We start from the raw sequence: 26743 nt of genomic DNA on the forward strand, positions 1-26743 counted from the left end.
GATCCCACCCTCCCCGAATGCCGACCCGACCACCATCACCGCCACAGAGAAGAGTTCCCGCACCATGCCAATGCAACCCGACGGATACACCTTCGCTCTCGACCCCACCGTGGTCCGCACCTCGGTCCGGTACCGCAATCGATTCGGCATCCTGATCGCCGCCGACCTCTATCAGTCCGCCGACCTCGACGAGAGCACCCGCCACGCCGCCGTGGTGATCGGACCGCCCCACGGCGGAGTCAAAGAGCAGGGTCCCGGCGTCTACGCGAACGAGCTCGCGCGCCGCGGCCTCGTCGCCCTCGCCTTCGACCCTTCGTACAACGGCGAGAGCGGGGGCGAGCCGCGACACATCACCTCGCCCGAGGTCTTCGCGGAGGACTTCAGCGCCGCCGTCGACTTCGCCGGCTCGCTCTCGTACATCGACAGAGGTCGCATCGGGGCCATCGGCATCTGCGGCAGCGGCGGATTCGCCCTCACCGCAGCGCAGATCGACCCTCGGATCCGTGCGGTCGCCACCTCGGCGATGTACGACATCAGCGGCGTCAAGCGCGACGGCTGGCAGGGGGCTCAGACGGATGCGGGGCGGAGGGCGGAGCTCGCCGATCTCGCGGCGCAGCGCTGGGCCGACGTGGATGCCGAGCGACCGGCCCTCGGCCCGACCTTCCCCGCCGAGTACGAACCCGAGAGACTCGACCCGGTCACGTCCGAGTTCCAGGAGTACTACGTCCTCGACCGTGGGCACCACCCCCGATCCATCGGCGGGTTCACCCTCACGAGCGAAGCGGCGCACATCGGACACGGAGCCCTGGCGCACCTCCCCGACATCAGCCCCCGGCCGATCCTCCTCATCACCGGAGACGTCGCCCACTCCCGCTACTTCAGCGACGAGGTGTACGCGAAGGCGGCCGAACCGAAGCGACTGGTCGTCATCCCCGATGCGCGCCACATCGATCTCTACGACCGCACCGACGTCATCCCCTTCGATCTCCTCGAGGACTTCTTCCGCACCTCCCTCACCTCCTCCGGTTTGACGGACGCGACCCTCGCGGTGCGGGCGTGAACGCAGTGCGAGGTCGGCGGGCGCTGCGGTCGGCCTGCGTGGTGACGGCCGTCGGCATCGTGATCGCCGGGTGCACCGATGCGCAGGCCCCCTCCCCGACGTCGACGCGAACGGCCTCGTCCGCGCCGGCCTCGTTCGACCCGTTGGGAGGCGCGAGGCCGACCGAGGTCACGACCGGTCTCGAGACGCCCTGGTCGATCGCCTTCGTCGGCGACACCGCGCTGGTCAGTGAACGGGACTCGGGACGGGTGCTCGAGGTCGCGCCCGACGGGACGACGCGCACCGTCGCGACGATCGCGGGGATCAGCCATGGCGGCGAGGGGGGACTCCTCGGTCTCGCCGTCGCCGATGAGCGCCTCTACGCCTACTCCACCGGAGAACAGGGCAACCGCATCCAACGATTCGCACTCTCCGGTGCGCCCGGTGCGCCCGGCGGGCTCGAGCTCGGCGAACCTGAGACGATCCTCGACGGTCTGGCCTCGGCCGGCTTCCACAACGGAGGACGCATCGCCTTCGGGCCCGACGGCATGCTCTACGCCGGGGTGGGCGACGCAGGCTCGGCGGACCGGGCGCAGGATCTCGACTCGCTCTCGGGGAAGATCCTGCGCATGACCCCCGAGGGCGACGCGCCGGACGACAATCCGTTCCCCGGCTCGCTGGTCTACAGCTCCGGGCACCGTAACGTCCAGGGCCTGGCCTGGGCGGAGGACGGCACGATGTTCGCCAGCGAATTCGGTCAGAACACCTGGGACGAGCTGAACATCATCGAAGCCGGCGGCGACTACGGCTGGCCCACGGTGGAAGGTGCCGGGGAGGACATCCGCTTCATCGACCCCGTGCAGCAATGGTCGCCCGCCGAGGCCAGCCCCAGCGGCATCACAGTGATCGATGACGTCGTCTACATCGCCAACCTCCGGGGCTCCGTGCTGCGGGCCGTTCCCGTCGCCGAACCCGGCAGCTCCACGGAGTACTTCTCGGGCACCTACGGCCGCTTCCGGGCCGTCACCCCTGCACCCGACGGCAGCCTGTGGGCCCTCACCGGGAACACGAACAGCCAGGGCACCCCACGTGACGGCGATGACCGGATCGTGCGCGTCGACGTCGGCGACTGACGGGAACGGGCCGCCCTCGCGAATGAGGGCGGCCCGTTCTCCGTCCCGGAATCAGTCCTGGCGTGCGTAGGTGGCGCGGAAACCCTCGGACGGATCCGTCGGGGTCAGCACGAGGGTGTCTCCCGAGACGTCGTAATCCCGGGCGAGGCTCTGACCCACGAGATCACGTGCCAGAGCCGACTCGACCTCGACCGTGAACGAGTCGCCGTCGACCGGTGTGATCTCGCCGTAGAAGGCCTCGTAGCCGCCGACCGTGTACGGGCCGTCGGGGGCCTCGGTGTCGGGGTTCGCGGCCTGCACGGCCATGGTCCCGCTCGCGGTGAAGATGACCTGGCCGCCGTAAGGCAGCGGCTGCAGGTCGCCCTCGGCGCCGACCTCAAGCGAAGTCATCTCCCATTCGCCGACGAGCGGACTCGTCGCAGACGCCGTGGGGCTCGGCTCCGCTGGTGCGGCGGCGTCGGAGGACTGTGTGCAGCCGGTCGTGGCGAGGATCCCACCCAGCAGCAGGGCCACGGCGGAGATAGTGCGGGTCTGTCGGTTCATGGGTCGTGCCTCTCGTCAGGGCGCAGCAGTCGCTCGCGGCGTTGCTCGATCGATCACCGTGCCCCGGCCCGGGAGACGAGCTGCGCCTCCTCGACCGTAGGGCGATCCGTGAGAAGTAGAGAGGGCCTGTGAGGGCCACGTTGCAGCTACCGCGAAGCGAGACGCTGTGCCAACCAGGTGTTGTGACCCATGCGGGCTGCGCGGGTCAGAGCGAGGCGCCGGGTGCCCAGATCGCCACCCGCCAGAACGACGATAATTCGCGAGTCAGGCGACCACACCTCGCGTTCATACATGCCTGAATCAGTGATGAGGAGTGATGAATCACCTGCGGCTGCCATTGCGATCGCGTAGTCGGGATCGATGAAGTCCAGTGCGTGATCCTCAGTGCGCAGGGCCAAGCGCTTCACTCCGAGTTGTCCCGGTTCTCCTTTGGGGAGCGCCCAGCTCAGCAGCACTCCCTGGTCCTCGAGGCGAAGGTCCCAGTGGTGCGAGCGGGCGTGGTGTTCGGTCAAGAGGAAGCGGCTGGGTGATTCAGGAATTGGGGGCCTCCTTCTGTGGCGGTGAAGTGATCGTCGGTGGCTCACTCGAGCCGGTTGATCGCCGTGGCGGTGTCCTGTCCGGTCTCGGGCACGATCAGGTGTTCCACAAACGTGTCCGGCGTGGTGGGATGCGGGCGCTCGTGCCCTGGCGTATCTCGTGTCAAGAAGACATGAGCTCGGAAAGGATCCTGTCAGGCAGGTGGCCCGCCAGTGAGCGCTTAGGAGGCCCTGCCATGACCCCTCACCAGGAGAAACGCCGTGGAGTCGGGTAGGTATTTGGTTCCTGCCGCCCCGTAGCCGGTCGTGCATCGGGACACCATCTCGAGGCGCTCTTGGTCGGCTGGGGTCAAGTAGCGCATGGCCTGCAGATTCGCGTATGCCTGTCCCGCAAAAATGCCCGGTGAAGGGGGTTTAAACGCTACAGTCATCGGATGCTCATCGGATACGCCCGCGTCTCGACCTCAGGACAGGATCTCGCTGCCCAGCGCGACGGTCTCGCAGCACTCGGTGTTGACGATCAACACGTGCATGTTGACCATGGGCTGTCGGGCACAACTCGAGCACGGCCGGGACTCCGCGAAGCTCTCGCTGCGTGCCGGGCCGGCGACGTCCTCGTCGTCACGAAGCTCGACCGCCTCGCCCGTTCGCTGCGGGATGCGACCGACATCGCGGATGAGCTGACGAAGAAGGGCGTAGCCCTGAACCTCGGGGGAGCGGTCTACGACCCGACCGACCCTGTCGGCCGGCTCCTGTTCAACGTCCTCGGGATGGTCGCCGAGTTCGAGGCCGACCTGATCCGGGCCCGCACCCGTGAGGGCATGGCAATCGCCAAGGCCGCCGGCAAGCTCCGCGGCCGCAAGCCCAAGCTCACCCCCTCGCAGGAGAAGCACCTCGTGCAGCTGCACCGCACCGGTGCCCACACGACGAGCGAGATCGCCGAGCTCTTCGGTGTTGCCCGCTCAACTGTCTACCGAGCAGTTCACCGAGGAGAGCAGTCGTGACCATCTCCAGCAGGAGATCTGATTCTGGGGTGATCGCCCTTCTCAGTGTGGATTGCGGAAGGGATTGTCGGCTGTGCAGCAGCGCACGCGTATGAATGTCGCGAGTCCTGGTCGATATGGGGCTCGTCTGATCGCACAAACCCGCCGGGACATCACCGCTGCCGTGGCTCGCACGACAGGAGGACACGGGCTTGATGGTCCCGACTCGGTTCGTCGTCGCCTCATCGCCTGGCTCGACGACAACGACACCACCGAAGGTTTCTTTCGATTGATGGCCGATGAAAGCCTTGAGGACGGAGTCCGACTTCTGACGGTCGCGGATCAGCACGCTGTCGCCATGGAGGAGCTACTTGAGCTTGGCAGCGCTTTCGCTGCCCTACCTACGTTGCAACGTGGGCTGTTGGAGAGTGTCCTGACGCTTTGCTACGTCCACGACCCAAGGGTTGCGTCTGAGCGCACCATCCTGCGAATGCTCGCGCGTTCTCTCGACATGTTTGAGGGATCGCAGCGGACGTCCGTCAAGTTCCCGAGGACCGTGATTGGGGATCGAAAGCAGCAGATCGAAAGTGCGGTCGAGGGCGTCCGTGAGATGTTCACGCGAAATGGCGTAAACCTTGCTCCTGAACTCCAGGGGGGAACGCCGCACCTGTCTCTAGGGACCATCCGCGAGAACGTCAAGTTCAACGCCACTGACGCCGCTCGCGATTACCTCGGCGTCGACGCTCATCACTGGGACACCGGGAGCGGGGGAACGCACTCGAAATCCTGGTTCCTGCCGAGTATCACCGCGGGTCTGACGGAGGAAGCACTTTCTGACGAGGTCGAGCTGATGGCTGCCTCCGTGCTTGGAGTGCTCGCCGCCGGGAAGGCATTACTGCGAGCCGTCGCTAGTCACACCGGTCATGACACTCGGGCGGAGCAGGAAGGCGTATTTCGGCGAGAGAAGGCCCTCGTTCATTACTCGAGCGATACCGAGTTCAGCCCGATCTCCCTTTCGGACTATGAGAAGCGGCCGGCGGCGTGGAAGCCCAAAACGCACGACTTTAGCGTCCTCAGGCCTGCTCCTCGTGCTTGCCGAAACACGTACCCACTTATCGAGAACGCGGCGAGAGGTCAGAGTGGTCCTCCTGCGCCACGGCTGATGTTCTCAGTTCGATGATTAGGACTGTTGCGGTGCGATAGACGATCGTCATCCGTACCAACCGTCGGGGCCAGCGGCCTCGGCGAGGCGTGCGTGCTCAGCAGGATCGGTCAAGCGCCAGCCGTAGGGAGCTGACTGCACGTAGCTGGCACCGTTTCTCTCTACGCGTACTCGCTCGTCCATGAGCCCGCTGGTGAAAACCTGTTCGTCGAGCCAGAGGAGGAGCTGTTCTACCCACTCCTCGGCAGTATCGGGGAGAAAGTAGAGCCAGTACTGGGGTTCACCGGTGGAGGGGAGGGCGATGAGGAGACGCGCGGAGTGGCCGTCGCGCTGGATGAGTTCGACATCGACGTGTCCGGGCGAGGCGCGGATGTCTCGCATCTCGTAGTCGAGATACGACACGTCCGTCCCGAGAGGTCGACTCTTACGCTCGGCTCTTCTCATCGCAGCCACGATCTCTGCATCGGTCAGCATGCGCTCAGCATGTCATCTCGCTTCGGCGATCCCACACGCCGGTCGTTGTGGTGCGGTCAGGGAAGCGGGAAGGCCGTTACCGGTGCCCGATGGACGATCCTCTGGTGGTGACCCCTGCCGTTCGGGCTCTCATGGGGGAGGATTCGGTCATGGACATCGAGGGCATGCCCGAAGAAGAGCGTCTCGCGGCTCTGGCGTCCCTGGAAGCGTTGCATCCCGGACTGTCGAAGACTGCGTCCGGGACGCTCGCAGGGCCGGCAACCCGCCACCGTCCTGACGTCCCGATCTGGGACTACGAGCAATACAGCCAAGAGCACCCCGAGGTAGAGCTGGACGATCTTTTAGCTGTGCGGTTCCCGGTCATCTTCTACGGCGGCGAAGACTTCACCATCGACTCGGCAGCGGAACATCTGCGCACCGACCCGGTCGCACCTTCGGTCCCAGTGACGCTCGCGTCAGTCCTCGATATGTGGAAGCAACTTCATGCGGCTGGTGTCGTCGCCTGGAACCACGACCGACGAGCCGTTGAACACGTCCGGCCCCAGCAGGCTTTTGACGCTGTCGTTGCCAGGTGGGGAACAGATCTGCAACCAAAAGCGCTGCCGCCTCGTGCCCGCTAGCCGATCCTTCACCGAGATCGATTCCGAAATGATCTATCGAGACGATCTGGGCTCAGCAACTACGGGGGAGTGGCCGCTGCCCTCGGGCGTCCGGTGACGGATCGCGTACCGGGCGTCCGACGGTGGAGCAGACACGTCTCCAGGTTCACTTTCGCTCGAAGAGTGATTGAACATGCTTGTCGAACGCCGCCTGCATATGCCCCACGTTTGTTACAGCTGCACGTGTCTCTCTGTCTTGTGGTGTCGCCCGGAGCCAAGCGCCGAGCACCGCGAAACCAACCGCTGCAACATTGCGCACGATTTCACGGTGAGTGCCCCAAGGGCCTAGCTTCGTTATTTCGGGCGCTTCGTTCATCACGAGCATGCACAGGAGAACTTCCTTGCGTGTTGCATCGTCGGTGATCAACTCGGCATCCACGCTCAGCTCGGAGAGCGACCTCCACCACAGCGGAAACTCTTCTTCGAAGGTCCGCGTGTATAGAACCTCGCGCCACTCGTCCTCGGCTATCTGCACCCGCTGGGCGTCTGTCTCATCCGGCTCGACGGTGTTCGAATGGGCTTTCTGGAACAACTCGACGAGGCGGAGAACTGCTTCACGCTCGGTGTCGCGCCGTCGCGCTTCTCGATCCGCGGTAAGCCTTTCGACTTCTCGCTTCGCGGACTGCCTGTCCCGGACAGCGGCACGTCGATTCGCATCTATGGCTATAACTGCGCCAAATACAGCGGCGGCGGTCCCAGGTATCCAGGTCAAATCAGGGGGCGGTGGCATGAGCCAATCGTAGGGAGGCTATCGATGGCGGCGCGACCGCGTCGTGTGATAGCTAGATCGCCGACCACAAAATCCTGCCTGCGCAGGTGACAGGAATTCGGCTCAGGTCGCCGAGCTCGTGGACGTGGCCTATCCGTCGGGTGTGCCCGATAGGGGATCAACTGCCGGTCCCCGCGCTCTAGGGGTGGGGTGGCATCTTGGGTCTGCGCGAAAGTGGAGTTGGTGTGGGGTGTGGACGCCGCGCAAATGCCTACATCGCATTCGGCCTCTTGATGCGTGGAGAATGGCTTCATGAGCGACGAAGTCTTTCCCGACCGTTCAACTGTCCAGAGTGCCGTTGTTGGAGTCGCTATGGCTGCTGCAAGCCAGGTGCCCGGCCTCGGTATTGTCCTGGGCGGCATCCAGGCAGCTATCGAGACTCGACGACAAGAGGTCCAAGACGAGTACCTGGCTTCGCTCGCAGCGCGAGTGCGATGGTTAGAAGAGCAGAACGGCGAAACTCGGTTCAATCCGGCGGACCCGAGCTTCTACGCGGCAGTGAACAGGCTTTTACGTGCCGCTCACGAGTCCGCGGACGACGAGAAGCGACGACTCCTTGCAGAAGCTGCCGCAGGAATCGGCGCAAGCAGCGCGGCTGTACCGGAGCAGCAGGAACGTTTTATTGACTGGGCGGCACGCCTCAGGCCCTGGCATATCCGTCTACTCGTGGCCTTCGACAACCCCGCCGGTTGGATCGCATCTCATGGCGGAGACCCGGAGAAGTATGAGCAGACGACATTTGCGTCCCTCCACACTTTCATTCGCGACGACATCGCTGGCGGTGACGGAGAGCTGAAGGGACACCTCACTGACATGGTCGCCGAACTGGATCGCGAAGGGCTCTTGACCCTCCCTGCTCGTATCCTAGAAACGACCACGACGGGATCCGCGCTCACGCACATCCGGACGACTGAGCAGGGGCGGCGGTTCCTGCAGTTCCTTGGAACTGGCCAAAGACGCACGGGAGAAGTTGGCAACGAACCTTTCTAGCGCTTTTGCCGTACGTAGAGTCCGACGGTGGTTCAACACAGGTACTGACGCTGCTCCAGCATCGTCCCGATGAGGGATCCTTAGGCGGGCGAGGTGCGGTGATTCGGCCCCAGTTGCGCAGTGACGAGGAGCGGCCTGCCATTGAAGGCCATGTCGGTGAGCGCTGTCCGAGCGGGCGCAGCTGCCGGCCCTTGGCCTGTGACGGACGTCCGAGCTCACCGCGTTTGGGAGGACATGCTTCGCACCGCTGCACAGCAACTGCGCCTATAGAACGAAAGAGATGCACCGCATTAGGTCGACAGCAGCAGCGACAGGGGCGACCCGTAGGATCTGGTGCATGGTGCGAAACGGCAGCCCAGGCTGGGTCGAATCAGTCTTTCGTGCACATCCATGGGTGGCAGCCGTTGTCAGTGCCGGGTTCCTCGTGCTCATCGTTTGGGGCGGGGGGTCCGTCGGGTGGGACCCGTGGGCTCCGTTGGGTCGAGGTCTGAAGCGTTGGCCGCTGTGGCTGATGGTCTTGGTCGGGGTGCCCTTCTTTACATCGGGCGTCATCGTCGGGGTTGTTCTGCAGTGGCGTCTGCTGAGGCAAAAGTTCGAGGTCCCTTCCGAACCGAGTCTCGAGCTCAAGCAGCTTCGACGCGACGGCCCGGGTTGGCTCAGTCGCCCCTCGGACATCGACGATCCGTCATCAGTCGCTGCGCCGAGACAAGCGGGCGACGACGCACCATCGCCATGATGTTGACCTGTCGATGGTCCCGATAGCCGATCCGCTAGCGGGCTACGTCGTTCTCGGTGCTGGTAATCCGCCCAGGTGTATGCCCGTGCCGGGTTCAGTGAGTTTTGCGCCGGGGAGGAGTCGCGCTGCCGTGCACGCGCGCCGGTCCCCAGAAGTTGAAGACAGTGTCGATGGTCGTGCCGGCGACAGCTGCAATCTTCAAGAAGAGGGTGGCGTACCAGTTCTTGCGTGACGGGCGCGGTGTAGACATGGCTTTCCTCTCGACGCTGAGTGATGCAGATTACGCACCGCGGGTGTGCATGCACTCAACATGTTCGATCGGCAGTTCCAGTATCCGGCCTCCGTCCGGGCAGTGTGTGCTGTCCGACGTCCGTCGTGTTCTGAGAAGCGCACGTGTTGCGGAGGTAGAGCTTGCCGCGCTGTCGCCACGAGGTTCGACCTGTAGCGAGCGTTCATTCGGTGCTGTCAAGGCCCTCTGGTGTGTTGGGCGTCTGACGGCGCAGGGCAGACTGCGCGGCTGCGGCAGCGGTGGTGGCGATGACGGCGGCGATGATCGTCAAGGTCACAGAATCGAGCGCGAACTCGTGCGATCTCCCTTCGGCCCGCTGACCCGGTCTGAGGATTCAATTCGCGGTGTCAGATCACTTCCGCCTTTTCGGGCGCTTCTCATCGACTGTTCGGACTGACTCCGTGTGCGACCCGGCTGCCCGGCCCACGGCTGCGAGAGGGTCGTTCCGACCCGCCCGTGCACGCAGTTTTCCGATGGCTGCGATGGTGATCACCACGAGTAGGACGGCGTAGATCGCCAGAGCGATCGGGCTGGATACCAGGACGGTGGCGTCGCCGCCGGAGCTCAGCAGAGCATCTCTCGAGGAGGTTTCGGCGAGAGGTCCGAGGACCAAACTCTGCCGCCTCACTAGGGGTTCCCTCATTGAGATCGATTTCGGACGGGTCTATCGAGACGCGCCGAGCCGTGTGCTGCGGGGGAGTGATTGACGCACGCCCGCGTCCGATGACGGATCCTCTATCGGACGCTAGACGCCGCGATATCGGCACCGATCAGCTCCGCATTGAGTGCTAGTGCCGCAGTGGCGCCGGAGCCTGCGGCGATCGGAACAAGGGCGGTCGGGTTTGCTGCGTTACCGACGGCCCAGACGCCGGGAACGCTCGTGCGTCCCGCGGCGTCGACCGACGTCCACGGGCCGAAGGGTGAATCGCTCAGTGCGGCTCCTAGTTGCTGCAGGAGTTCGTCTTGGGCGATGAGTGGTGGCTCGACGAACACGACGTCGATGGGAATCGAGGTGCCGTTCTCGAGAACGAGGCCTGTGAGAGTTGAACCGTCTATGACCGTCTCTTTGACGGGAGTCGTCTCAATGCGCATGCCCCGCGCCTCGAGGAGTTCACGATCGCTAGCCGGGACATCACCTGCGAGGGCGGTGAAGACGACGATGTCGGCTGAGTACGAGCGCAGCATGTGCGCCTTGTGTAGACCCGCGATGGAAGCGGCGAGAACGCCGATGGTTCGGTCGCGATTCTCGTATCCATCACAGTAGGGGCAGGCGACCACGCCGCGGCCCCATTGCTCGGCGAGACCGGGGATGTCCGGGAGGAGGTCTCGGGCTCCTGTTGCGAAGATCAGGTGCCGCCCGCTGACGACGATGCCGTCAGTCGTCGTGACCTCGAATCCTCCGCTCACAGAGCGGGCAGCACGTGCTGTGGTCTGCAGGATGACGCCACCGACTGCGCGTACTTCGCGCGCTCCATCGGCCACGAGATCCAGTGGGGAATAGCCATCACGACCTAGGACGCCGTGCATATGTGCGGCATACCGATTGCGGGGGCTCTGGGCGTCGAGGATAAGGACTCGTCGCCGCGCGCGGGCGAGGATAAGGGCAGCGCTGAGCCCCGCGACACCGCCGCCGATGACGATAACGTCCCATTGCTCCTTCGACATGGCGGCATCGTCGCGTCCGTTGTCGAGGTCGGCGTCAGTGGTTTCTGCGGTCTTGGTCATGTACTGAGCCTCAACCCGCACTACGCTTCTTGCAATTCGAGATGCTGATATAGCAAGAAGGTAGGTGGTGTGAGCGAGCTCGATCTGTCGATGATCGGACCCCGCATTCGGTCCTTTCGGGAGAAGCGGTGCCTGACGCTGGTCGAACTCTCACAGTCGACAGGGGTTTCCGCGAGCACGCTATCTCGTCTGGAAGCGGGTAAGCGGGCGCCGAATCTTGAGCTCGTGGTTCCGGTCGCGCGTGCTTTGGGTCTCGACCTCGATGACATCGTGCCGAGGGAGGTCGTCGACCCGCGAGTAGAGCAGACCGTGAAAGTCATCGACGGAGTCAGGTTCGAGACGCTCGCGGCGGCGTCGAGTCCGGTGCAGACATACAAGGTGTCCATGCCTACGCACCCTGACGGTGCCGAGGCGATTCCGGATCTGCATGTTCATGACGGGTACGAGTGGATCTACCTCCTCTCAGGGCGCCTGCGCCTTGTGATCGCGCAGAAGGAAGTCATACTCAACGCGGGGGAGTCAGCGGAGTTCGATACGCGATTCCCGCACTGGATGACACCCCTCGAGGGCCCCGCGGAGATGTTGTCGATCTTCAGCACGGAAGGTCGCCGCATTCACATGCGGGCCCGGCCGCTGGCTGAGGATGAGTGACGACCGGAAACGTCATCGCTGGAGTTTCGTGCCGAAGACAGAGCGACACCGTCCCACCGGCCGATAATCAGTCGGCTACCGGGGTGCCATGTCTGGTTCTCGGGCCGGCGGTTGTGGGACGGACAGGGCCCAGACGTTCATCGACTCGAGCACAGGCCGGAGCCCCATGCCCGTCTCTGTCAGCTCATAGACGACCCGGGGCGGTATCTCGGCGTAGACCGTGCGGGTCACGAGACCGGAGGTCTCGAACTTGCGGAGACGATTCGTGAGCGTGTGCGCGCTGATGCCGGGCAGGGCCTCCTTCAACTCAGAGAACCGAGCCGGGCCGGTCAGAAGCTCGCGCACGATCAACGTCGCCCACGGTCCGTCGAGAAGAGTCAGGAATTTCGCGATGCCGCAGTCGGGCCAGACATCCCCACAGAAAGCCATGAAAAAGGACCCTAGCCCATTAGTGCAGTTGACGTAACCGATGCTCTCTGTGCACTAATGGCTCCCATGACCTATCTCATTCACGGCGCCACAGGCGCCCAGGGCTCGCCTGTCGTCTCCGAACTCCTCGCCGCCGGTGCATCCGTCACCGCCGCTGTCCGTGATCCCGCCTCGTACACGGGCGGCGCTACGCCCGTCGCCGTCGACCTCACGTCGGTCGAGTCGCTGACGAAGGCCTATGAGGGCCTCGACGGCGTTTTCGTCCACCTCACCGTCGGCTCCCCCGATATGCAGACGGCGCAGGCCGAGGCGGTCGTTGCCGCCGTCGCGGCGGCTCGACCGGCCCGGGTCGTCGTGTCGACCAGCGGGGCGCTGATCGAGGGTGCCGGGTCCGAGGGCAGCCCGATGAACATCCTCGTCCGGGGCCTCGAGGCAACCGGTGTCTCCCTCGCCGTCGTCGCACCCCGCCTGTACCTCGAGAACCTCCTCCTGCCACCGGTGACGGCCGGTGTTGAGCAGGACGGTGTCCTCCGCTACCCGATCCGCGCTGATTACGCCGTGTCGTGGAGCTCGCACCTCGACGTGGCGATCGTCGTGGCGCGACTTCTGCAGGACTCCTCGGTCACTGGTGTCGTCGGCGTCGGAGCTCTCCCGGGACTTCTCGGCACCGACCTGGCCGCGGGTTTCGCGGCCCACCGCGATGGTGACGTTCACTTCGAGGCTCAGACCCCCGACGACTTCGGCGCGGTCATCGAGCCACTCTTCGGCGCCGAGGGTGCCGCTCCCGTCGTCGCTTCGTACCGCTGGCGCGCGACGCAGGATGCAGAGGTGATCGACGAGGCCACCAGCGCCCAGACACGGCTGGGGCTCCTGCCGCGCACGGTCGAGCAGTGGCTCAGCGACATTCGTTCCTGACCCCTCGCTGTCTTGACGGCGCTGAGCCACTGCCGTCTGGTCCGGCCTCCGTGGGGTGGCGTCGGCCCTCTCTGTCGTGCTCGGGCGACCAGGGCGAGTATCAGTTCGTAGGGGACAGCTGGCGTCATGAGCACGCCAAGGGGCTGGTCGCTCGCCTTCGCGCCACCAGAGCCTGCTGGACTTGATAGGGCACACAGAAAGGGCCCCGGCTGCTGCCGGGGCCCTTTCTCGATTCCGTACTACTTCCTACGGGGCAGTCCCTCGATGAACGAGCTGTGGTCTGCCCTGAGGCCGGGGACGATACGTCGACGGTCTTGTCAGTGGTGGCCCGTACGGTCCAACTCATGGGCGAACGAGGATCGGGTGAGCAGGCGGCCGCCGTGCTGCGCCGCCGTCCCTACGAGCACCCCTACGCGGTCCCGCCGATCCCGGGCGGGCAGGGCATCTGGCAGATCCGGCAGGTCGTCACCGACCCGCTCGGCTACGTCCGCCAGCGCCCTGTGCAGGGCGGTTTCGTCTTCGACGTCTACGCCCACTGCCGAGACGCCGAAAGACGCCCAGCACTGGGTCGCCGTGGCGCTCACGCGCCACCGTCGACCCCTCGGGCACGCGCTGGGGGAGAGCAACACCCTCGGCGCGACGTTCCTCGGCGTGGAGGCCACGCCCTCGTACTGGAAGCAGACCGCTATCGAGGACTACGCCACCGCGCACCCCGCGAAGGCGCTGCACGTGGCCGTCGCGGTCACCCTCGGTGGTATCGAGGCCAGCACCAGCACCAGCACCAGCACCAGCACCAGCACGAGCACGAGCACGAGCACGAGCACGAGCAAGGGCACCTGGCGCAACCTGAGCGAGCGCCGGGATCCCACCTCCGCTGCGACACGAAGGGGCTCCGCCCCTCATCCCTCCCCAGTGCACCTCGACGGAGCTCGGCGCACGGCCTCGCCCGGAGTTCAGCGGCGACGTCGGTGGTGCTGCTGCTGCACTGAGGCGACGAAACCAGACAACGTCATCAAGGCCCCGATCACGATGAGGAGTTGTTCGGCTTCTCGGATCGAAAAGCCGATCATGGTGCCGCCGACCACGATAAGTGCAACGAAGAGCAGGGCCTGAGCCAAGAAGGGAGCGCATAGTCCGGGCGGCTAGCCACACCTGGGCGTCAGCGCCTCACGTGTCGGTGGTCGGCTACTTCAGCGGGTAGAGCTTCGCGATGGCCGCGGCGTCGCCGGCGCCCTTCAGGCGCGTCGAGAAGTCGCACGACCCGACGCTGGGCTGCATGATCTGCGCCGAGCGGGCCTGCGTGTGGCCGAGACCGAGTGCGTGACCGAACTCGTGGGCGGCCGTCGTCCGCAGATCGAACTGACCGGGCTTGCAGGCGCCGGTGCCCGACCAGACGTAGAACGACGCCTTGGTCGTGAAGGCGATGTCGGCCTCGATGGCGCGAGTCGGCGCGTAGAGCACGCAGGTGACCCCGAGCACGCCCGAGGGCAGCGACTTGTAGCCGACCGTGTTGCGTCCGTCGGAGTTCGTGCTGCATCCGCCGGCGGTCGAGACCCCGACGGCGTACCGCGTCGTGCCGACGTACTTCGACGTCGCGCGGGTCTTGATCTGGTAGCCGCAGCGCGTGTACTTCGACGCCATCGAGTAGGCGCCCCACTGGACGGCGGACGTCGCAGCGGTCGGGTGCGGCTGCGAGGTGCCGTTGATGTACCACGAGAGGGCGCCGGGCCAGGTGGGGCTCGACTGCGACCAGGCAGTGGTCGACCCGCAGCCTGCGGCGGCCCTGGGCGTCGCGGGGGCGGTGGTCTCGGCGGTCTCGGCGGTGAGGCTCTCGGCGGCGGTCTCGTCGCCGTAGACCTTCTCGCCGATCGCCACGGCGACCCGGCCTTCGGCGTCGCGGGTGATGGTGACCTCGGGCAGTTCGGCGGCGCCCTCGGCCATGACCACGCCGATGGCCAGGGTGGTTCCCGGAGCGGGGACGGGGACGGTCCGCCCCGGGCCGACCGCGACGGCGAGGTCGTCGTAGGCGCAGTCGGCCCGGAGGGCGGTCGTGCGGCTGGCGTCGATGGTGCCCGTCGTCGAGCATGCGACGGCCCCGGCGGCCTGCGCGCTCTGCGAGCCGACGACGCCGGCGGTGGCGACGAGCAGCAGGGTGGCCGCGGCCGCCACCAGCCGGCGGGCTCCGGGGCGCGGGCTCGCGGGCTGGTCGGTGCGGGTGTTCTCGGTCGAGGTCGTCACGGGGTCTCCTGTCAGATCCGACGGGCGTCCCTCGCGACGTCGGCGGTGAGCCACGGCTCGCGCGCCTCCCCCTGCGACGAGGATAGGCACCGGTCCGGCCGATGCCTATCCCCCCTCCGGGTCAGGCGCCGAGCGCGGCGTCGACGATCTGCTTGGCCTCGGCCTGGACGCGCGCGAGGTGCTCGGGTCCGTCGAAGCTCTCGGCGTAGATCTTGTAGACGTCTTCGGTGCCCGAGGGGCGGGCCGCGAACCAGGCCTTCTCGGTGACGACCTTGAGTCCGCCGACCGACGCGCCGTTGCCGGGGGCCTCGGTCAGCTTCGCGATGATCGGATCGCCCGCCAGCTCGGTCGCCGTGATGTCGTCGCCGCTGAGCTTGCCGAGTCGGGCCTTCTGGTCTTTCGACGCGGCCGCATCGACCCGCTGGTAGACGGGGTCGCCGAACCTCTCGACGAGCTCGGCGTAGAGCTGCGAGGGCGTCTTGCCGGTGACGGCGATGATCTCGCTGGCGAGGAGGGCGAGCAGGATGCCGTCTTTGTCGGTCGTCCAGACGGTGCCGTCGGTGCGGAGGAACGACGCGCCCGCGCTCTCTTCGCCGCCGAAGCCGACCGAGCCGTCGACGAGCCCGGGCACGAACCACTTGAACCCGACGGGGACCTCCCAGAGGCGGCGCCCGTGCGATTCGGCGACCTTGTCGATGATGCTCGACGAGACGAGCGTCTTGCCGATCGCGGCGTCGTCCCGCCACTGCGGACGGTGCGTGTAGAGGTAGTCGATCGCGACCGCGAGGTAGTGGTTGGGGTTCATCAGACCGCCGTCGGGCGTGACGATGCCGTGACGGTCGGCGTCGGCGTCGTTGCCTGTCAGCACGTCGAACTCGTCTTTGCGGTGCACGACGCTGGCCATGGCCGACGGGCTCGAGGGATCCATGCGGATCTTGCCGTCCCAGTCGAGGGTCATGAAGCGCCAGGTCGGGTCGACGCCCGGGTTGGTGACCGTCAGGTCGAGGCCGTAGACGTCGCGGATGGCACCCCAGTACGCGACGCTGGCGCCGCCCAACGGGTCGGCGCCGATGCGGACGCCCGCCTTCTTGATGGCCTCGATGTCGATGATGTTCGCCAGGTCGCCGACGTAGCCGCGGAGGAAGTCGTGGCGCCCGGGGCTGCCGTCCGCGCGGAGGACGTCGACGTTGCCCGCCGCGATGATCTCGTTGGCGCGGGTCGCGATCCAGTTGGTGGCCTCGCTGTCGGCGGGACCGCCGTGCGGCGGGTTGTACTTGAAGCCGCCGTCGCGCGGGGGGTTGTGACTCGGGGTCACGACGATGCCGTCGGCCTTGTCGGCGTGCGCCGGGTCGGAGTTGTAGACGAGGATCGCGTGGCTGAGGGCCGGGGTCGGCACGTAGCCGCCCTCGGCGTCGGCGAGAACGTGCACGCCGTTGCCCACGAGCACCTCGACGGCGGTGCGCTCGGCGGGCCCGCTGAGGATGTGCGTGTCGCGACCGATGAACAGCGGGCCGGTGATGCCCTGACCCGCGCGGTACTCGACGATCGCCTGCGTGATCGCGGCGATGTGGGTCTCGGTGAACGCCGAGTCGAGCGACGAGCCGCGGTGACCCGAGGTGCCGAAGACGACCTTCTGCTCGGGGTCCGACACGTCGGGCACGAGTTCGTAGTACGCGGCCGAGACCTTCTCGGGGTCGATGAGGTCGCTGGCTTCGGCGGGGGTTCCGGCACGGTCTGTCATGAGGTCATCCTGGCACCAGCCGCCGACCTTCGTCGCGGGGTCTCCACAGCCCTCAGTAGGCTCTCGGACATGCCGACCACCGCCTCCTCGTCGACCTACAGCTACCTGGGCCCGGCCGGCACCTTCACCGAGGCCGCGCTGAAGCAGGTCCCCGAGGCCGCGGGCGCCGTCTGGCGCAGCGTGAACAACGTGGGCGAGGCGCTCGCCGACGTCGTCGCCGGGCGCAGCACCGCCGCGATGATCGCCATCGAGAACAGCGTCGAGGGTGGCGTCAGCGCCACGCAGGACGCCCTCGCCACCGTCCCGGGTCTGCGCATCGTGGGCGAGTACCTCGTCCGTGTGAACTTCGTGCTGGTGGCCCGTCCGGGCACCCGGCTGGAGGAGGTGCGGGTCGTCAACGCGCACCCGGTCGCCTACGCGCAGACGCACCTCTGGCTCGAGGCGAACCTGCCGGGGCACGGGCACATCCCCGCCAGCTCGAACGTCGCGGCGGCCGCCGACCTGCTCCGCGCGGATCGCGGGCCGGGCGAGGCGGACGCCGCCGTGGCGCCCCCGGGCATCACCGACCACCACGACGTGACGGTGCTCGCGACCGGGATCGGTGACAACGCCAACGCCGTCACGCGCTTCGTGCTCGTCAGCCGCACCGTGCCCGTGCCGCCGGCCACCGGCGCCGACAAGACCAGCCTCATCGTCGAGCTGCCGGTCGACGGGGCGGGTGCCCTCGTCGACATGCTCGAGCAGTTCGCGACGCGCGGCATCAACCTGAGCCTCATCCAGTCGCGCCCCATCGGCGACGCCCTGGGCCGGTACCGCTTCGTGATCGACCTCGAGGGCCATGTCCTCGACGAGCGCGTCGCCGACGCGCTGCTCGGTCTCAAGCGCTTCAGCCCGAACGTGACCTTCCTGGGCTCGTACCCCCGAGCCGACGGCACGCCCGTCGAGGTGTCCCCCCGCTACGACGACGACGCCTTCGTCGACGCCCGCGACTGGTTGCGCGGGCTCGTGTCGGGCGTGGACCCGGTCTAGGCCGGGACCCTCACCGTCAGCGCGCCAGGGTCCACGACGGCGCGCAGTGCGACGGCCTTGCCGACCGAGTCGCCGTCGATCTCGAAGTCCTGCGGGCTGTCGAGCCGCACGACGAGCTTCCTGCCCTTGTTGTAGCGCAGGGTGCGGACCTCTCTCGAGTTCGCGGCCATGATGCGGCGCCCGACGTGGCTGCGCCGCAGCACGCCGTTCTCCCACACGATCTTGATCCAGATCTGCGCCCAGCCGATGACGCCCTCGGGTCGCAGCGCCACGATGTCGAAGATGCCGTCGTCGACCGCGGCGTCGGGCAGCAGCATGATGTTCGCCGGCAGCAGGCCGCAGTTGCCGACGATGATCGTGTGCGCGCTCATCGTCTTCGTCTCGCCGCCGTCGAGCTGGTACCGCACGTCGATCTTGTTGTCGTCGCGCAGCGCTCGGGCGATGGCATCGACGTAGGCGAGCCAGCCGACCCGTCGCTTCAGCTCGTCGTTCGTGTTCGCGAGCATCTTGGCGTCGAGCCCGACACCCGCCATGACGACGAACACCTTGGTCTCGCGGTCGCCGTTCTCGCGCTCGATGTCGACGACGCCGAGGTCGATGTCGCGGTCGCGCCCCGTGAAGGCGGTCGCGATCGAGTCGTCGAGACGATCGAGGGTGAGCGAGAGGTTGCGCGCGAGCAGGTTGCCCGTGCCGGAGGGCAGCAGGGCGAGCGACGTGTCGGAGCCGCGCAGCGCCTCGGCCACCGCACGGACCGTGCCGTCGCCGCCGGCCGCGATCACCATCGAGGCGCCCTCGGCCAGGGCCCGCGCCGTGACCTCGCCGCCCGGATCCTCCTTGGTCGTCTCGTAGTAGCGCGTCGGACCCCACCCGGCGTCGTGCTCGTGTCGCAGCACCGACGCGCGGATCGTCTTGAGATCGACCTTGATGGGGTTGTAGACGACCGCGGCCGTCCGCACGGCGGTCTCGTCGAGACCCGCCCCGCCGTCGGAGGCGGCCGACGAGGCCTCGGTCGACGAGGGCCTCTCGGCGGGGGAGGAGGAGGTCGTCATGCAGCAAACCTAGGTGACGCCCGGCGAACGGACCATGTGGCGGGCGCGCGGCTGTGGACGGTCTCGACCCGCGCCTCCTCGGGGGAGGGACGGCCAGGCCGACGCCGTGGACCGTCACGGCCCCTGTGGACGCCGAGGAGGCGCGGCGTTTCTTCTTTAGGATGGGCGGGTGATCGATCCCCAGCTGCTGCGCGACGCCCCCGACCTCATCAAGACGAGTCAGCGTGCTCGGGGTGAGTCCGAGTCGGTCGTCGACGCCGCCGTCGCCGCCGACACCGCCCGACGCACCGCCATCGCCGCGTTCGAGGCGCTGCGCGCCGAGCAGAACGCCTTCGGCAAGACCGTCGCGAAGGCGCCCAAAGACGAGAAGAAGGCCCTCGTCGCCCAGGCGCAGGAGCTCGCCGCGCGCGTCAAGGCCGCGCAGGCGGAGTCCACCGAGGCCGACGCCGCGTTCGATCGGGCCATCCGCTCGATCGGCAACCCGATCATCGACGGGGTGCCCGCCGGTGGCGAAGAGAACTTCGTCACGCTGCGCGAGGTCGGCACCCGACGCGAGTTCGACTTCGAGCCGCTCGACCACGCCGACCTCGGCGAGCGGCTCGGTGCCATCGACATCAAGCGCGGCACCAAGGTCTCGGGCTCGCGGTTCTACTTCCTGCGGGGCATCGGCGCACGTCTCGAGCTCGCCATGATGAACATGGCCCTCGACCTCGCCCTGAAGAACGACTTCACCCCGCTGATCACGCCCACCCTGGTGCGCCCCGAGATCATGGCCGGCACCGGGTTCCTGGGGTCGCACGCCGACGAGGTCTACCACCTGCCCGCCGACGACCTCTACCTCACGGGGACGAGCGAGGTCGCGCTCGCCGGGTACCACGCCGACGAGATCCTCGACGTCGAGGCCGGTCCCGTGCGCTACGCCGGCTGGTCGACCTGCTACCGCCGCGAGGCCGGCGCCGCGGGTCGCGACAACCGGGGCATCCTCCGCGTGCACCAGTTCAACAAGCTCGAGATGTTCACCTACGTGCACCCCGATCAGGCCGAGGCCGAGCACCTCGCGCTCGTCGCCTTCCAGGAGGAGATGATGCAGGCGCTCGGCCTGCACTACCGCGTGATCGACGTCGCGGCGGGCGACCTCGGTTCGAGCGCGGCCCGCAAGTACGACATCGAGGCGTGGGTCCCGACGCAGGGCACCTACCGCGAGCTCAGCAGCACGTCGAACTGCACCACGTTCCAGGCGCGACGCCTCGACATCCGCTACCGGACGGAGAGCGGCAAGACGGCCCCGGTGGCGACGCTGAACGGCACGCTCGCGACGACGCGCTGGCTGGTGGCGATCCTCGAGACCCACCAGCAGGCCGACGGGTCGGTCATCGTGCCCGAGGCCCTGCGCCCCTACCTCGGCGGCCTCGACGTGATCGAGCCCGTCGCATGACGAGCCCCTCGCCCGCCGCGGCCGCCGGGGCCCTGCCCGCAGACGAGCAGTGGCTCGTCTGCCTCGACATCGACGGCACGATCATGCAAGAGACCGGCACCATCAGCGACGCCGTCTCCGACGAGATCCGGCGCCTCGCCGGCGAAGGGCACCGCGTGATGATCGCGACCGGTCGCTCGGTCTCGATGACGCTGCCCGTGCTCGAGCGTCTCGGCCTCGTGTCCGAGTACGTCGTGTGCGCGAACGGCGCGATCACCCTCGGCCGCGACGAGACGGCGCCCACCGGCTACCGCCAGGTCTTCGTCGAGGAGTTCGACCCGACCGAGGTCCTGACGACCATCCGGTCGAACCTCTCGGAGGGCGGGTACGCCGTCGAGGACCGCGACGGGGTCATGCGCTACTGCGGCACCTTCCCCGTCATCGAGGCGAGCGGTCAGGCCGAGAAGGTCGAGTTCGAGCAGCTGGGCGAACGGCCCGCGACCCGCGTGGTCGTCGTGTCGCCGGATCACGGCACGGAGGAGTTCCTCGAGGTCGTCGAGCGCATGGGCCTCTCGAAGGTGAACTACAACGTCGGGTGGACGGCCTGGCTCGACATCGCGCCCGACGGCGTGACGAAGGCCACGGCCCTCGAGCGGGTCCGCGAGTGGCTCGACGTGCCGCGTGACCGCGTCCTCGCCGCCGGCGACGGCCGCAACGACATCGACATGCTGCGCTGGGCCTCAGCCGAGGGTCGGGGCGTCGCCATGGGCCAGGCGCCCGAGGACGTCGTCGAGGTCGCCAGCGAGCGGACCGGCACCGACCTCGACGACGGGCTCGCCACCGCGCTCGCGACGCTGTAGGTCCGGGCAGGCCCCTGGGGCGGATCGGGGTCGTCCGCTAGACTCGACGGCGGTCGCCGGGGTACGCCTCGCGCAGGCCGGGAGGGCTGTCCGAGCGGCCGATGGAGCTTGTCTTGAAAACAAGTGGGCAGAGATGTCTCGTGGGTTCGAATCCCACGCCCTCCGCATCAGGCGCCTGACAGTGTCTCCGACCGCAGTGTCTCCGACCGCAGCGTCTCCGACCGCAGCGCGTCGCATCGCTGCGCCCCTCGCCGCAGCGCACGGTCCGGCGGCGTGACCAGAACGAGGGGCTGCCCCGGTCGGCCGGACGTGGTGCACTGGACGTGGCCGTCGAGCACCTGAGCTCGCACCCCGAGGCCCGCCACTTCTGAGGATCCGTCCCATGACCCGTCTCGCCCTCGCGAGCGCCGTCGCCGTCGGCGCTCTCGTGTTGAGCGCCGGCCTCGCAGCGATCGCCCCGGCCTCGTCCGCCTCGGCCGCCGCGGGAGGCTCCGCCACGGTGACCCGTGCCACGATCAAGACCGCGCCGACCACGACCGTCTACGCCGGCGGTCTCTACGTGCAGCGTTCGAGCGAGGCCTCGCGCGCCGCCGACGCCCTCGCGAAGCAGGGCCGCACGCGCGACGCGGCCGCCGCCCGCACCATCGCCGGGCAGTCCGTCGCGATCTGGCTGGGCTCGTGGTACAGCGACGCGCAGCTCGTCGAGGTCCTCCGCTACAACCTGGCCGAGGCCGAGAAGGCCGGCACCACGCCCGTCTTCGTCACGTACGACATCCCCAACCGCGACTGCGGCGGGTTCTCCGGAGGAGGCGCGGCGTCGTCGGCCGCGTACCTCACGTGGAACCAGCGCATCGCCGACACCCTCCGAGGGCGCAAGGCCGTCGTGATCGTCGAGCCCGACGCCCTCGCCCACCTCAGCAGCTGCCCCGAGCTCGCCGCCGGCCGCGAGGCCACCATCAAGAAGGCCGTCACGGCCCTCAGCGCCGCGGGCGTGCCGTCGTACATCGACGCCGGCAACTCGAACTGGGTCCCCGCCGACGTCATGGCGAAGCGCCTGGTCGCCGCCGGGGTCGGAGTCGCCCGCGGCTTCGCCACGAACGTGTCGAACTACTACCCCGTGGCCAACGAGGTCGCCTACGCCGAGAAGGTGTCGTCGAAGGTGGGAGGCGCGCGCTACGTCGTCGACGTCTCGCGCAACGGCCGCGGCTGGAAGGGCACCTGGTGCAACGCGCCCGGCGCCGGTCTCGGGGTGAACCCGCACCGCACGAAGGGCACGGGTCGGCTCGACGCCCAGCTGTGGATCAAGACGCCGGGCGCCAGCGACGGTCCGTGCAACGGCGGTCCGGCGGCCGGGGCCTGGTTCCCGTCGTACGCGACCGCCCTGGTGGCCAACCGCCCGTAGCGACTCGACCGTCGGCGGCCGCCCGTAGGCTCACGGGTATGGCCACAGTCCTCTTCGTGCGGCACGGCCGCACCACCGCCAACGCCGGCGGGCTCCTCGCCGGGCGCACCCCCGGCGTCCACCTCGACGAGGTGGGTCGCCAGCAGGCCCTCCGCGCCGCCGAGCGCATCGCCGCCGTGCCCGTGGTCGCCGTGGTCTCGAGCCCCCTCGACCGCTGCCGCCAGACGGCGTCGGCCGTCATCGACGCCCAGCAGGGCCCGCTCGACAGCCCGCTCGACGAGGCCATCACCGAGTGCGACTACGGCGATTGGCAGGGCCGCTCGCTCGCCGACCTCGCCCGTGAGCCCCTCTGGTCGGTCGTCCAGTCGCAGCCCTCGGCCGTGGTGTTCCCCGGGGGCGAGCCCATGGCGACGATGCAGTCGCGCGCCGTCGCCGCCATCCGCCGACGCGACGCCGAGATCGAGGCCGAGCACGGGCCGGGCGCCGTCTGGGTCGCCGTCAGCCACGGCGACATCATCAAATCGGTGCTGGCCGACGCCCTCGGCATGCACCTCGACCTCTTCCAGCGCATCGCGGTCGGCCCGGCGTCGATCTCGATCGTCCGCTACGGCACCCACCGCCCCGACGTCATCGCCACCAACACCGACTCCGGCGATCTGTCGTGGCTGCGGGCGTCGGCCCCGTCGGGCGACGCACCCGTGGGCGGAGGCGCGGGGCACGCCTGACCGGCACCGCGCCTCCTCGAGGAGGGGCGGGTCGTGACCGACCGGCACCGCGCCTCCTGCAGGGGGTCGCGCCCCGTGACTCCGGGGCCGCTCGGAGCACGGCGCTCGTAGGATGAGCGCATGCCAACCATCGTGCACGGATTCGACTGGCCCGATCGTTTCGTCGTCGGCACCGTCGGTCAGCCCGGCGCACGGGCCTTCTACCTGCAGGTGCGCGCCGGCGCCCGCGTCGTCAGCGTCGGGATCGAGAAGCAGCAGGCCGCGGTGCTCGCCGAGAAGGTCGACGAGCTGCTCGACGAGCTGAAGGCCGCCGAGGGCCGCGGCAACCCCGTGTCGATCCCCACCGAGACCCCCGCCGAGCTGCTCGACGACGAACCGCTCGATCAGCCCGTCACCGCCGAGTTCCGCACCGGGGCCATCAGCCTCGGCTGGGATCCCTCGACCGCGCAGGTCGTCATCGAGGCGTTCCCCCTGATCGAGGACGACGATCCGGCCGACGGCCCGGGCGCACCCGACGGCCTCGAGGGTCTCGACGGGTTCGACGGCTTCGCGTTCGACTCGAATCCCGGCGACGGCCGCGGCGACGGCGACGGCGAGGCCGCGATGCTGGCCGAGGTCGTCGAACCCGCCGAGCTGCTGCGCGTGCGGATCCCCGTCGGCACCGCGCGGGCCTTCGCCACCCGCACCCTCGGCGTCGTCCGCGCCGGTCGCCCCCTGTGCCCGCGCTGCGGCAACCCCATGGACCCCGAGGGTCACGACTGCCCCGCCGGCGACCTCTGGTGACCACCGGCGTCGGGGGCGGGTCCGAGACCCGGGCCGACGACGGCGCCGAGAGCGGCGATCACGTCGACGTCGGTCTCGGTGCGGATGCCGGCGGCCTCGGTGCCGACTCGGAACCCGTCCCCGGCCCCGACCTCCACGTCGACCTCGACCTCGACCGGGGCGAGCTCGAGCTGACGGCGCGACTGACGACGGCGTCGAACGCGACGTTCGTCGGGCTCATCGGCGACCGTGAGGTGGTCTACAAGCCCGCGAAGGGCGAACGACCGCTCTGGGACTTCCCCGACAACGACCTGGCCCGGCGAGAGGCCGCCGCCCACCTCGTCTCCGAGGCGCTCGGGTGGGGAGTCGTCCCGCGCACCTGGTTGCGCGACGGGCCGCACGGCCCCGGCATGGTGCAGCTCTGGTGCGAGATCGACGCCGAGAACCCCGCCGTCGACCTCCTGCCGACCGACGAGGTGCCCGAGACGGGGTGGCGCACGGTGCTCGAGGGCTCCGACGAGGACGACCGACCCGTCGCGCTCATCCACGAGGACAGCCCGGCGCTCCGCCGCATGGCCGTCTTCGACATCGTGGTCAACAACGCCGATCGCAAGGGCGACCACGTGCTCGCCCTGCCCGACGGCCGCCGACTCGGGGTCGACCACGGACTCACCTTCCACGTCGAGCACAAGCTCCGCACGGTGCTCTGGGGGTGGATCGGCGACGAGCTCGACGCCGCGGAGCTCGACGGCCTGCACCGGCTGCGCGCCGACCTGGACGGAACCCTCGGCGACTCGCTCGTCGAGCTGCTGACCGAGGAGGCGCGGGTCGCCACGATCGAGCGGATCGAGCACCTGATCGGCGAGGGCCGGTTCCCCGCGCCCTCGGGTGCGTCGTCGGCGGTGCCCTGGCCGCTGTTCTGAGGGACGCCGCGCCTCCTGGGTGGTGTCTCCGGGGGCTTCAGCGCGCCTCCCGGAATGCGGCGCACCTCGTGAGGGCCGCCGCCGCGGCGGGATCGTGACCGTGTCGAGACCACCCGTTCACCCGGAGGACACGGAGAGGTCGTGAGCAGGACACGAGAGGCGGTCAGATTCCTCTGAGCACCCCGCTTCCCCTGCTGTCAGCACCTCACGAAGGAACCCGATGAAACTCAAGCGCACTGGTACCGTCCTGGCGATCGCCGCCGTCGGCACCGTCCTCCTCGCCTCCTGCGCCTCGAACGAAGGCGGCTCGACCAGCCCCTCCGAGAGCGCATCCTCCGACCTGTCCGGCTCGATCTCCGGCATCGGCGCCTCGTCGCAGCAGTCGGCCCAGGAGGCCTGGGTCGCCGCGTTCCAGACGGCCAACGAGGGCGTCACCGTCAACTACGACCCCCAGGGCTCGGGTGGTGGACGCGAGAGCTTCATCTCCGGCGCCGCCGACTTCGCGGCCTCCGACCGGGCCTTCAAGACCGACGAGATCTCGTCGAGCACCTTCGCGGGCTGCACGCCCGACACCGACATCGTCGAGCTGCCCGCCTACGTGTCGCCCATCGCGGTCATCTTCAACGTCGAGGGCGTCGACGAGCTGAACCTCGCCCCCGCCACGATCGCCGGCATCTTCAACGGCTCGATCACCACGTGGGACGCCGACGAGATCGCCGCCGACAACCCCGACGCCGACCTGCCGAGCACCCCCATCACCGCCGTGCACCGCTCGGACGACTCGGGCACGACAGAGAACTTCACCGACTACCTGCACGCCACGGCCCCCGACGTGTGGACCGACGAGGCCGACGACGTCTGGCCCCTCGACTCGGGCGAGGGTGCGAACCTGACCTCGGGCATGATCGACGCCGTCACCAACGGCACCGGCACCATCGGCTACGCCGACGCCTCGCGCGCCGGTGACCTCGGTGTCGCCAAGGTCAAGGTCGGCGACGAGTTCGTCGAGTACTCGGCCGACGCCGCCGCCGCGATCGTCGACGCCTCGCCGCGCGAGGAGGGCCGCACCGCCGGCGACCTCGCCATCGCGATCGACCGCACCTCCGACGCCGAGGGCGTCTACCCGATCGTGCTGATCAGCTACCTCATCGCCTGCGAGTCCTACAAGGACGAGGCCCAGGGCGAGCTCGTGAAGTCGTACCTCAGCTACGTCACCAGCGAGGACGGCCAGCAGGTCGCCGCCGACGCCGCCGGCTCGGCCCCCATCTCGAGCGAGCTGTCGACCGAGGTCGCCGGAGTCATCGAGACCATCAAGTAGCACCCGCCGCACCCACGAGGCCGTCGCCCCCACCCGGGGCGGCGGCCTCGCCTGCGTGTGCCCGTGGCGGCGCTACGACGCCACGTTGTGGACACGACGCCAGGGTTGAAGCGGGCGTCGGGTCCATGACCTGGCGTGGTGGGTGGGGGTGGGGTCGTGCGTGGCGGGTGGTGGGGGAGGCCGGCGGCTGCGCCGCCACGTTCTCGACATGCCGCCACGTGATCCGGTGGCGGGGTGTCGAGTCGGTGG

Annotated in this window: 27 protein-coding genes and 1 tRNA gene; 17 read left to right on the forward strand and 11 right to left on the reverse strand. The window is 68.3% G+C overall.

The window, feature by feature from the left end; translation table 11 throughout:
* The first annotated feature begins 64 nt into the window (after nt 1-64).
* Together ASF89_RS15980 and ASF89_RS15985 are read left to right on the forward strand one after the other, a co-directional pair.
* The gene (locus ASF89_RS15980; protein ID WP_235484120.1) at nt 65-1060 is read left to right on the forward strand and encodes an alpha/beta hydrolase; all 996 of its coding nucleotides are present in this window, start codon (nt 65-67) and stop codon (nt 1058-1060) included.
* Nucleotides 1057-2172, forward strand: a complete 1116-nt coding sequence (locus ASF89_RS15985; protein WP_369814559.1) for a sorbosone dehydrogenase family protein — start codon at nt 1057-1059, stop codon at nt 2170-2172. Before ASF89_RS15980 ends, ASF89_RS15985 begins: the two co-directional genes overlap by 4 nt.
* Nucleotides 2173-2223: 51 nt before the next feature.
* Here the strand turns inward: ASF89_RS15985 and ASF89_RS12260 are convergent, their stop codons facing one another.
* The gene (locus ASF89_RS12260) at nt 2224-2715 is read right to left on the reverse strand and encodes a hypothetical protein (protein ID WP_082489996.1); all 492 of its coding nucleotides are present in this window, start codon (nt 2713-2715) and stop codon (nt 2224-2226) included.
* A gap of 146 nt (nt 2716-2861) precedes the next feature.
* Nucleotides 2862-3563, reverse strand: a complete 702-nt coding sequence (locus ASF89_RS16210; RefSeq protein WP_082489997.1) for a DNA polymerase ligase N-terminal domain-containing protein — start codon at nt 3561-3563, stop codon at nt 2862-2864.
* A gap of 122 nt (nt 3564-3685) precedes the next feature.
* On the opposite strand from ASF89_RS16210, the gene ASF89_RS12265 reads away from it, so the two are divergent.
* Nucleotides 3686-4255 (forward strand): recombinase family protein, encoded by a 570-nt coding sequence (locus ASF89_RS12265; protein WP_055815190.1) that lies wholly within the window; start codon nt 3686-3688, stop codon nt 4253-4255.
* Between the two features lie 73 nt (nt 4256-4328).
* Nucleotides 4329-5414: a hypothetical protein gene (locus tag ASF89_RS12270; RefSeq protein ID WP_156463400.1), complete on the forward strand. Its 1086-nt coding sequence runs from the start codon at nt 4329-4331 to the stop codon at nt 5412-5414.
* A 30-nt stretch (nt 5415-5444) separates the two neighbouring features.
* Here the strand turns inward: ASF89_RS12270 and ASF89_RS12275 are convergent, their stop codons facing one another.
* Nucleotides 5445-5870 carry a hypothetical protein gene (locus ASF89_RS12275; RefSeq protein ID WP_156463401.1) on the reverse strand — a complete coding sequence of 142 codons (426 nt, stop codon included), beginning with the start codon at nt 5868-5870 and terminating at the stop codon, nt 5445-5447.
* A gap of 149 nt (nt 5871-6019) precedes the next feature.
* On the opposite strand from ASF89_RS12275, the gene ASF89_RS12280 reads away from it, so the two are divergent.
* The gene (locus tag ASF89_RS12280; RefSeq protein ID WP_156463402.1) at nt 6020-6490 is read left to right on the forward strand and encodes a hypothetical protein; all 471 of its coding nucleotides are present in this window, start codon (nt 6020-6022) and stop codon (nt 6488-6490) included.
* Between the two features lie 145 nt (nt 6491-6635).
* Here ASF89_RS12280 and ASF89_RS12285 read toward each other — a convergent pair whose 3' ends face one another.
* Nucleotides 6636-7259, reverse strand: a complete 624-nt coding sequence (locus ASF89_RS12285; protein WP_156463403.1) for a hypothetical protein — start codon at nt 7257-7259, stop codon at nt 6636-6638.
* Nucleotides 7260-7550: 291 nt separating this feature from the next.
* Between ASF89_RS12285 and ASF89_RS15735 the strand changes: the two genes are divergently transcribed.
* Nucleotides 7551-8288 carry a hypothetical protein gene (locus ASF89_RS15735; RefSeq protein WP_156357480.1) on the forward strand — a complete coding sequence of 246 codons (738 nt, stop codon included), beginning with the start codon at nt 7551-7553 and terminating at the stop codon, nt 8286-8288.
* A 1760-nt stretch (nt 8289-10048) separates the two neighbouring features.
* Here the strand turns inward: ASF89_RS15735 and ASF89_RS12290 are convergent.
* Entirely contained in the window at nt 10049-11038 is a 990-nt protein-coding gene (locus ASF89_RS12290) for an NAD(P)/FAD-dependent oxidoreductase (protein ID WP_156463404.1), read from the reverse strand.
* Nucleotides 11039-11107: 69 nt separating this feature from the next.
* On the opposite strand from ASF89_RS12290, the gene ASF89_RS12295 reads away from it, so the two are divergent.
* Entirely contained in the window at nt 11108-11689 is a 582-nt protein-coding gene (locus ASF89_RS12295; RefSeq protein ID WP_235484122.1) for a helix-turn-helix domain-containing protein, read from the forward strand.
* Between the two features lie 75 nt (nt 11690-11764).
* Here ASF89_RS12295 and ASF89_RS12300 read toward each other — a convergent pair whose 3' ends face one another.
* On the reverse strand, nt 11765-12118 hold the full coding sequence (locus ASF89_RS12300; protein WP_055815209.1) for a helix-turn-helix domain-containing protein: 354 nt from the start codon (nt 12116-12118) through the stop codon (nt 11765-11767).
* 66 nt (nt 12119-12184) lie between these two features.
* On the opposite strand from ASF89_RS12300, the gene ASF89_RS12305 reads away from it, so the two are divergent.
* Nucleotides 12185-13033 (forward strand): SDR family oxidoreductase, encoded by an 849-nt coding sequence (locus tag ASF89_RS12305; RefSeq protein WP_055815212.1) that lies wholly within the window; start codon nt 12185-12187, stop codon nt 13031-13033.
* Between the two features lie 695 nt (nt 13034-13728).
* Here ASF89_RS12305 and ASF89_RS15880 read toward each other — a convergent pair.
* The 4 genes from ASF89_RS15880 to pgm form a co-directional block, all read right to left on the reverse strand.
* Complete coding sequence (locus ASF89_RS15880; RefSeq protein WP_162240696.1) at nt 13729-13869, reverse strand: hypothetical protein; 141 nt, start codon at nt 13867-13869, stop codon at nt 13729-13731.
* Between the two features lie 117 nt (nt 13870-13986).
* Nucleotides 13987-14151: a hypothetical protein gene (locus tag ASF89_RS15740; RefSeq protein WP_156463405.1), complete on the reverse strand. Its 165-nt coding sequence runs from the start codon at nt 14149-14151 to the stop codon at nt 13987-13989.
* A 67-nt stretch (nt 14152-14218) separates the two neighbouring features.
* Entirely contained in the window at nt 14219-15271 is a 1053-nt protein-coding gene (locus ASF89_RS12315; protein ID WP_055815218.1) for a matrixin family metalloprotease, read from the reverse strand.
* 121 nt (nt 15272-15392) lie between these two features.
* Complete coding sequence (gene pgm / locus ASF89_RS12320; RefSeq protein WP_055795207.1) at nt 15393-17012, reverse strand: phosphoglucomutase (alpha-D-glucose-1,6-bisphosphate-dependent); 1620 nt, start codon at nt 17010-17012, stop codon at nt 15393-15395.
* 69 nt (nt 17013-17081) lie between these two features.
* Between pgm and pheA the strand changes: the two genes are divergently transcribed.
* Nucleotides 17082-18041, forward strand: a complete 960-nt coding sequence (gene pheA / locus ASF89_RS12325) for a prephenate dehydratase (protein ID WP_055815220.1) — start codon at nt 17082-17084, stop codon at nt 18039-18041.
* Here the strand turns inward: pheA and ASF89_RS12330 are convergent.
* The gene (locus tag ASF89_RS12330) at nt 18038-19090 is read right to left on the reverse strand and encodes a diacylglycerol kinase family protein (RefSeq protein WP_082475006.1); all 1053 of its coding nucleotides are present in this window, start codon (nt 19088-19090) and stop codon (nt 18038-18040) included. The two genes, pheA and ASF89_RS12330, sit on opposite strands and share 4 nt — an antisense overlap.
* Nucleotides 19091-19259: 169 nt before the next feature.
* On the opposite strand from ASF89_RS12330, the gene serS reads away from it, so the two are divergent.
* The 8 genes from serS to ASF89_RS12370 all read left to right on the forward strand — a co-directional run bounded on the left by serS (nt 19260) and on the right by ASF89_RS12370 (nt 26494).
* Nucleotides 19260-20525: a serine--tRNA ligase gene (gene serS / locus ASF89_RS12335; protein WP_055795210.1), complete on the forward strand. Its 1266-nt coding sequence runs from the start codon at nt 19260-19262 to the stop codon at nt 20523-20525.
* Nucleotides 20522-21364 (forward strand): HAD family hydrolase, encoded by an 843-nt coding sequence (locus ASF89_RS12340; protein ID WP_055815224.1) that lies wholly within the window; start codon nt 20522-20524, stop codon nt 21362-21364. Before serS ends, ASF89_RS12340 begins: the two co-directional genes overlap by 4 nt.
* An 80-nt stretch (nt 21365-21444) precedes the next feature.
* A tRNA-Ser gene (locus ASF89_RS12345) sits at nt 21445-21529 on the forward strand.
* A 217-nt stretch (nt 21530-21746) separates the two neighbouring features.
* Nucleotides 21747-22766 carry a glycoside hydrolase family 6 protein gene (locus ASF89_RS12350; protein ID WP_055815228.1) on the forward strand — a complete coding sequence of 340 codons (1020 nt, stop codon included), beginning with the start codon at nt 21747-21749 and terminating at the stop codon, nt 22764-22766.
* A 38-nt stretch (nt 22767-22804) separates the two neighbouring features.
* Nucleotides 22805-23491: an MSMEG_4193 family putative phosphomutase gene (locus ASF89_RS12355; protein ID WP_200913415.1), complete on the forward strand. Its 687-nt coding sequence runs from the start codon at nt 22805-22807 to the stop codon at nt 23489-23491.
* A gap of 120 nt (nt 23492-23611) precedes the next feature.
* Nucleotides 23612-24274 carry a DUF3090 domain-containing protein gene (locus ASF89_RS12360; RefSeq protein WP_055815231.1) on the forward strand — a complete coding sequence of 221 codons (663 nt, stop codon included), beginning with the start codon at nt 23612-23614 and terminating at the stop codon, nt 24272-24274.
* A complete protein-coding gene (locus ASF89_RS12365; protein WP_082489999.1) occupies nt 24271-25176 on the forward strand; it encodes an SCO1664 family protein in 906 nt (301 codons plus the stop codon). The genes ASF89_RS12360 and ASF89_RS12365 overlap by 4 nt, the downstream gene beginning before the upstream one ends.
* 220 nt (nt 25177-25396) lie before the next feature.
* On the forward strand, nt 25397-26494 hold the full coding sequence (locus ASF89_RS12370; protein WP_055815233.1) for a phosphate ABC transporter substrate-binding protein PstS: 1098 nt from the start codon (nt 25397-25399) through the stop codon (nt 26492-26494).
* The last annotated feature ends 249 nt before the right edge of the window (nt 26495-26743 follow it).

The sequence above is a fragment of the Frigoribacterium sp. Leaf172 genome, assembly GCF_001424285.1.
In the GTDB taxonomy this organism is placed as follows: domain Bacteria; phylum Actinomycetota; class Actinomycetes; order Actinomycetales; family Microbacteriaceae; genus Frigoribacterium.

Excerpts from the sequence above, each read along its gene's own strand:
- ASF89_RS16210 (WP_082489997.1), bottom strand. The coding sequence starts at position 3,563 with ATGCACGACCGGCTACGGGGCGGCAGGAACCAAATACCTACCCGACTC.
- ASF89_RS15735 (WP_156357480.1), top strand. The coding sequence starts at position 7,551 with ATGAGCGACGAAGTCTTTCCCGACCGTTCAACTGTCCAGAGTGCCGTT.
- ASF89_RS12260 (WP_082489996.1), bottom strand. The coding sequence starts at position 2,715 with ATGAACCGACAGACCCGCACTATCTCCGCCGTGGCCCTGCTGCTGGGT.
- ASF89_RS12370 (WP_055815233.1), top strand. The coding sequence starts at position 25,397 with ATGAAACTCAAGCGCACTGGTACCGTCCTGGCGATCGCCGCCGTCGGC.
- ASF89_RS12355 (WP_200913415.1), top strand. The coding sequence starts at position 22,805 with ATGGCCACAGTCCTCTTCGTGCGGCACGGCCGCACCACCGCCAACGCC.
- ASF89_RS12340 (WP_055815224.1), top strand. The coding sequence starts at position 20,522 with ATGACGAGCCCCTCGCCCGCCGCGGCCGCCGGGGCCCTGCCCGCAGAC.
- ASF89_RS12300 (WP_055815209.1), bottom strand. The coding sequence starts at position 12,118 with ATGGCTTTCTGTGGGGATGTCTGGCCCGACTGCGGCATCGCGAAATTC.
- pgm (WP_055795207.1), bottom strand. The coding sequence starts at position 17,012 with ATGACAGACCGTGCCGGAACCCCCGCCGAAGCCAGCGACCTCATCGAC.
- ASF89_RS12305 (WP_055815212.1), top strand. The coding sequence starts at position 12,185 with ATGACCTATCTCATTCACGGCGCCACAGGCGCCCAGGGCTCGCCTGTC.
- ASF89_RS12290 (WP_156463404.1), bottom strand. The coding sequence starts at position 11,038 with ATGACCAAGACCGCAGAAACCACTGACGCCGACCTCGACAACGGACGC.
- pheA (WP_055815220.1), top strand. The coding sequence starts at position 17,082 with ATGCCGACCACCGCCTCCTCGTCGACCTACAGCTACCTGGGCCCGGCC.
- ASF89_RS12275 (WP_156463401.1), bottom strand. The coding sequence starts at position 5,870 with ATGCTGACCGATGCAGAGATCGTGGCTGCGATGAGAAGAGCCGAGCGT.
- ASF89_RS12350 (WP_055815228.1), top strand. The coding sequence starts at position 21,747 with ATGACCCGTCTCGCCCTCGCGAGCGCCGTCGCCGTCGGCGCTCTCGTG.
- ASF89_RS15980 (WP_235484120.1), top strand. The coding sequence starts at position 65 with ATGCCAATGCAACCCGACGGATACACCTTCGCTCTCGACCCCACCGTG.
- ASF89_RS12285 (WP_156463403.1), bottom strand. The coding sequence starts at position 7,259 with ATGCCACCGCCCCCTGATTTGACCTGGATACCTGGGACCGCCGCCGCT.
- ASF89_RS12360 (WP_055815231.1), top strand. The coding sequence starts at position 23,612 with ATGCCAACCATCGTGCACGGATTCGACTGGCCCGATCGTTTCGTCGTC.
- ASF89_RS12265 (WP_055815190.1), top strand. The coding sequence starts at position 3,686 with ATGCTCATCGGATACGCCCGCGTCTCGACCTCAGGACAGGATCTCGCT.
- ASF89_RS12330 (WP_082475006.1), bottom strand. The coding sequence starts at position 19,090 with ATGACGACCTCCTCCTCCCCCGCCGAGAGGCCCTCGTCGACCGAGGCC.
- ASF89_RS12280 (WP_156463402.1), top strand. The coding sequence starts at position 6,020 with ATGGACATCGAGGGCATGCCCGAAGAAGAGCGTCTCGCGGCTCTGGCG.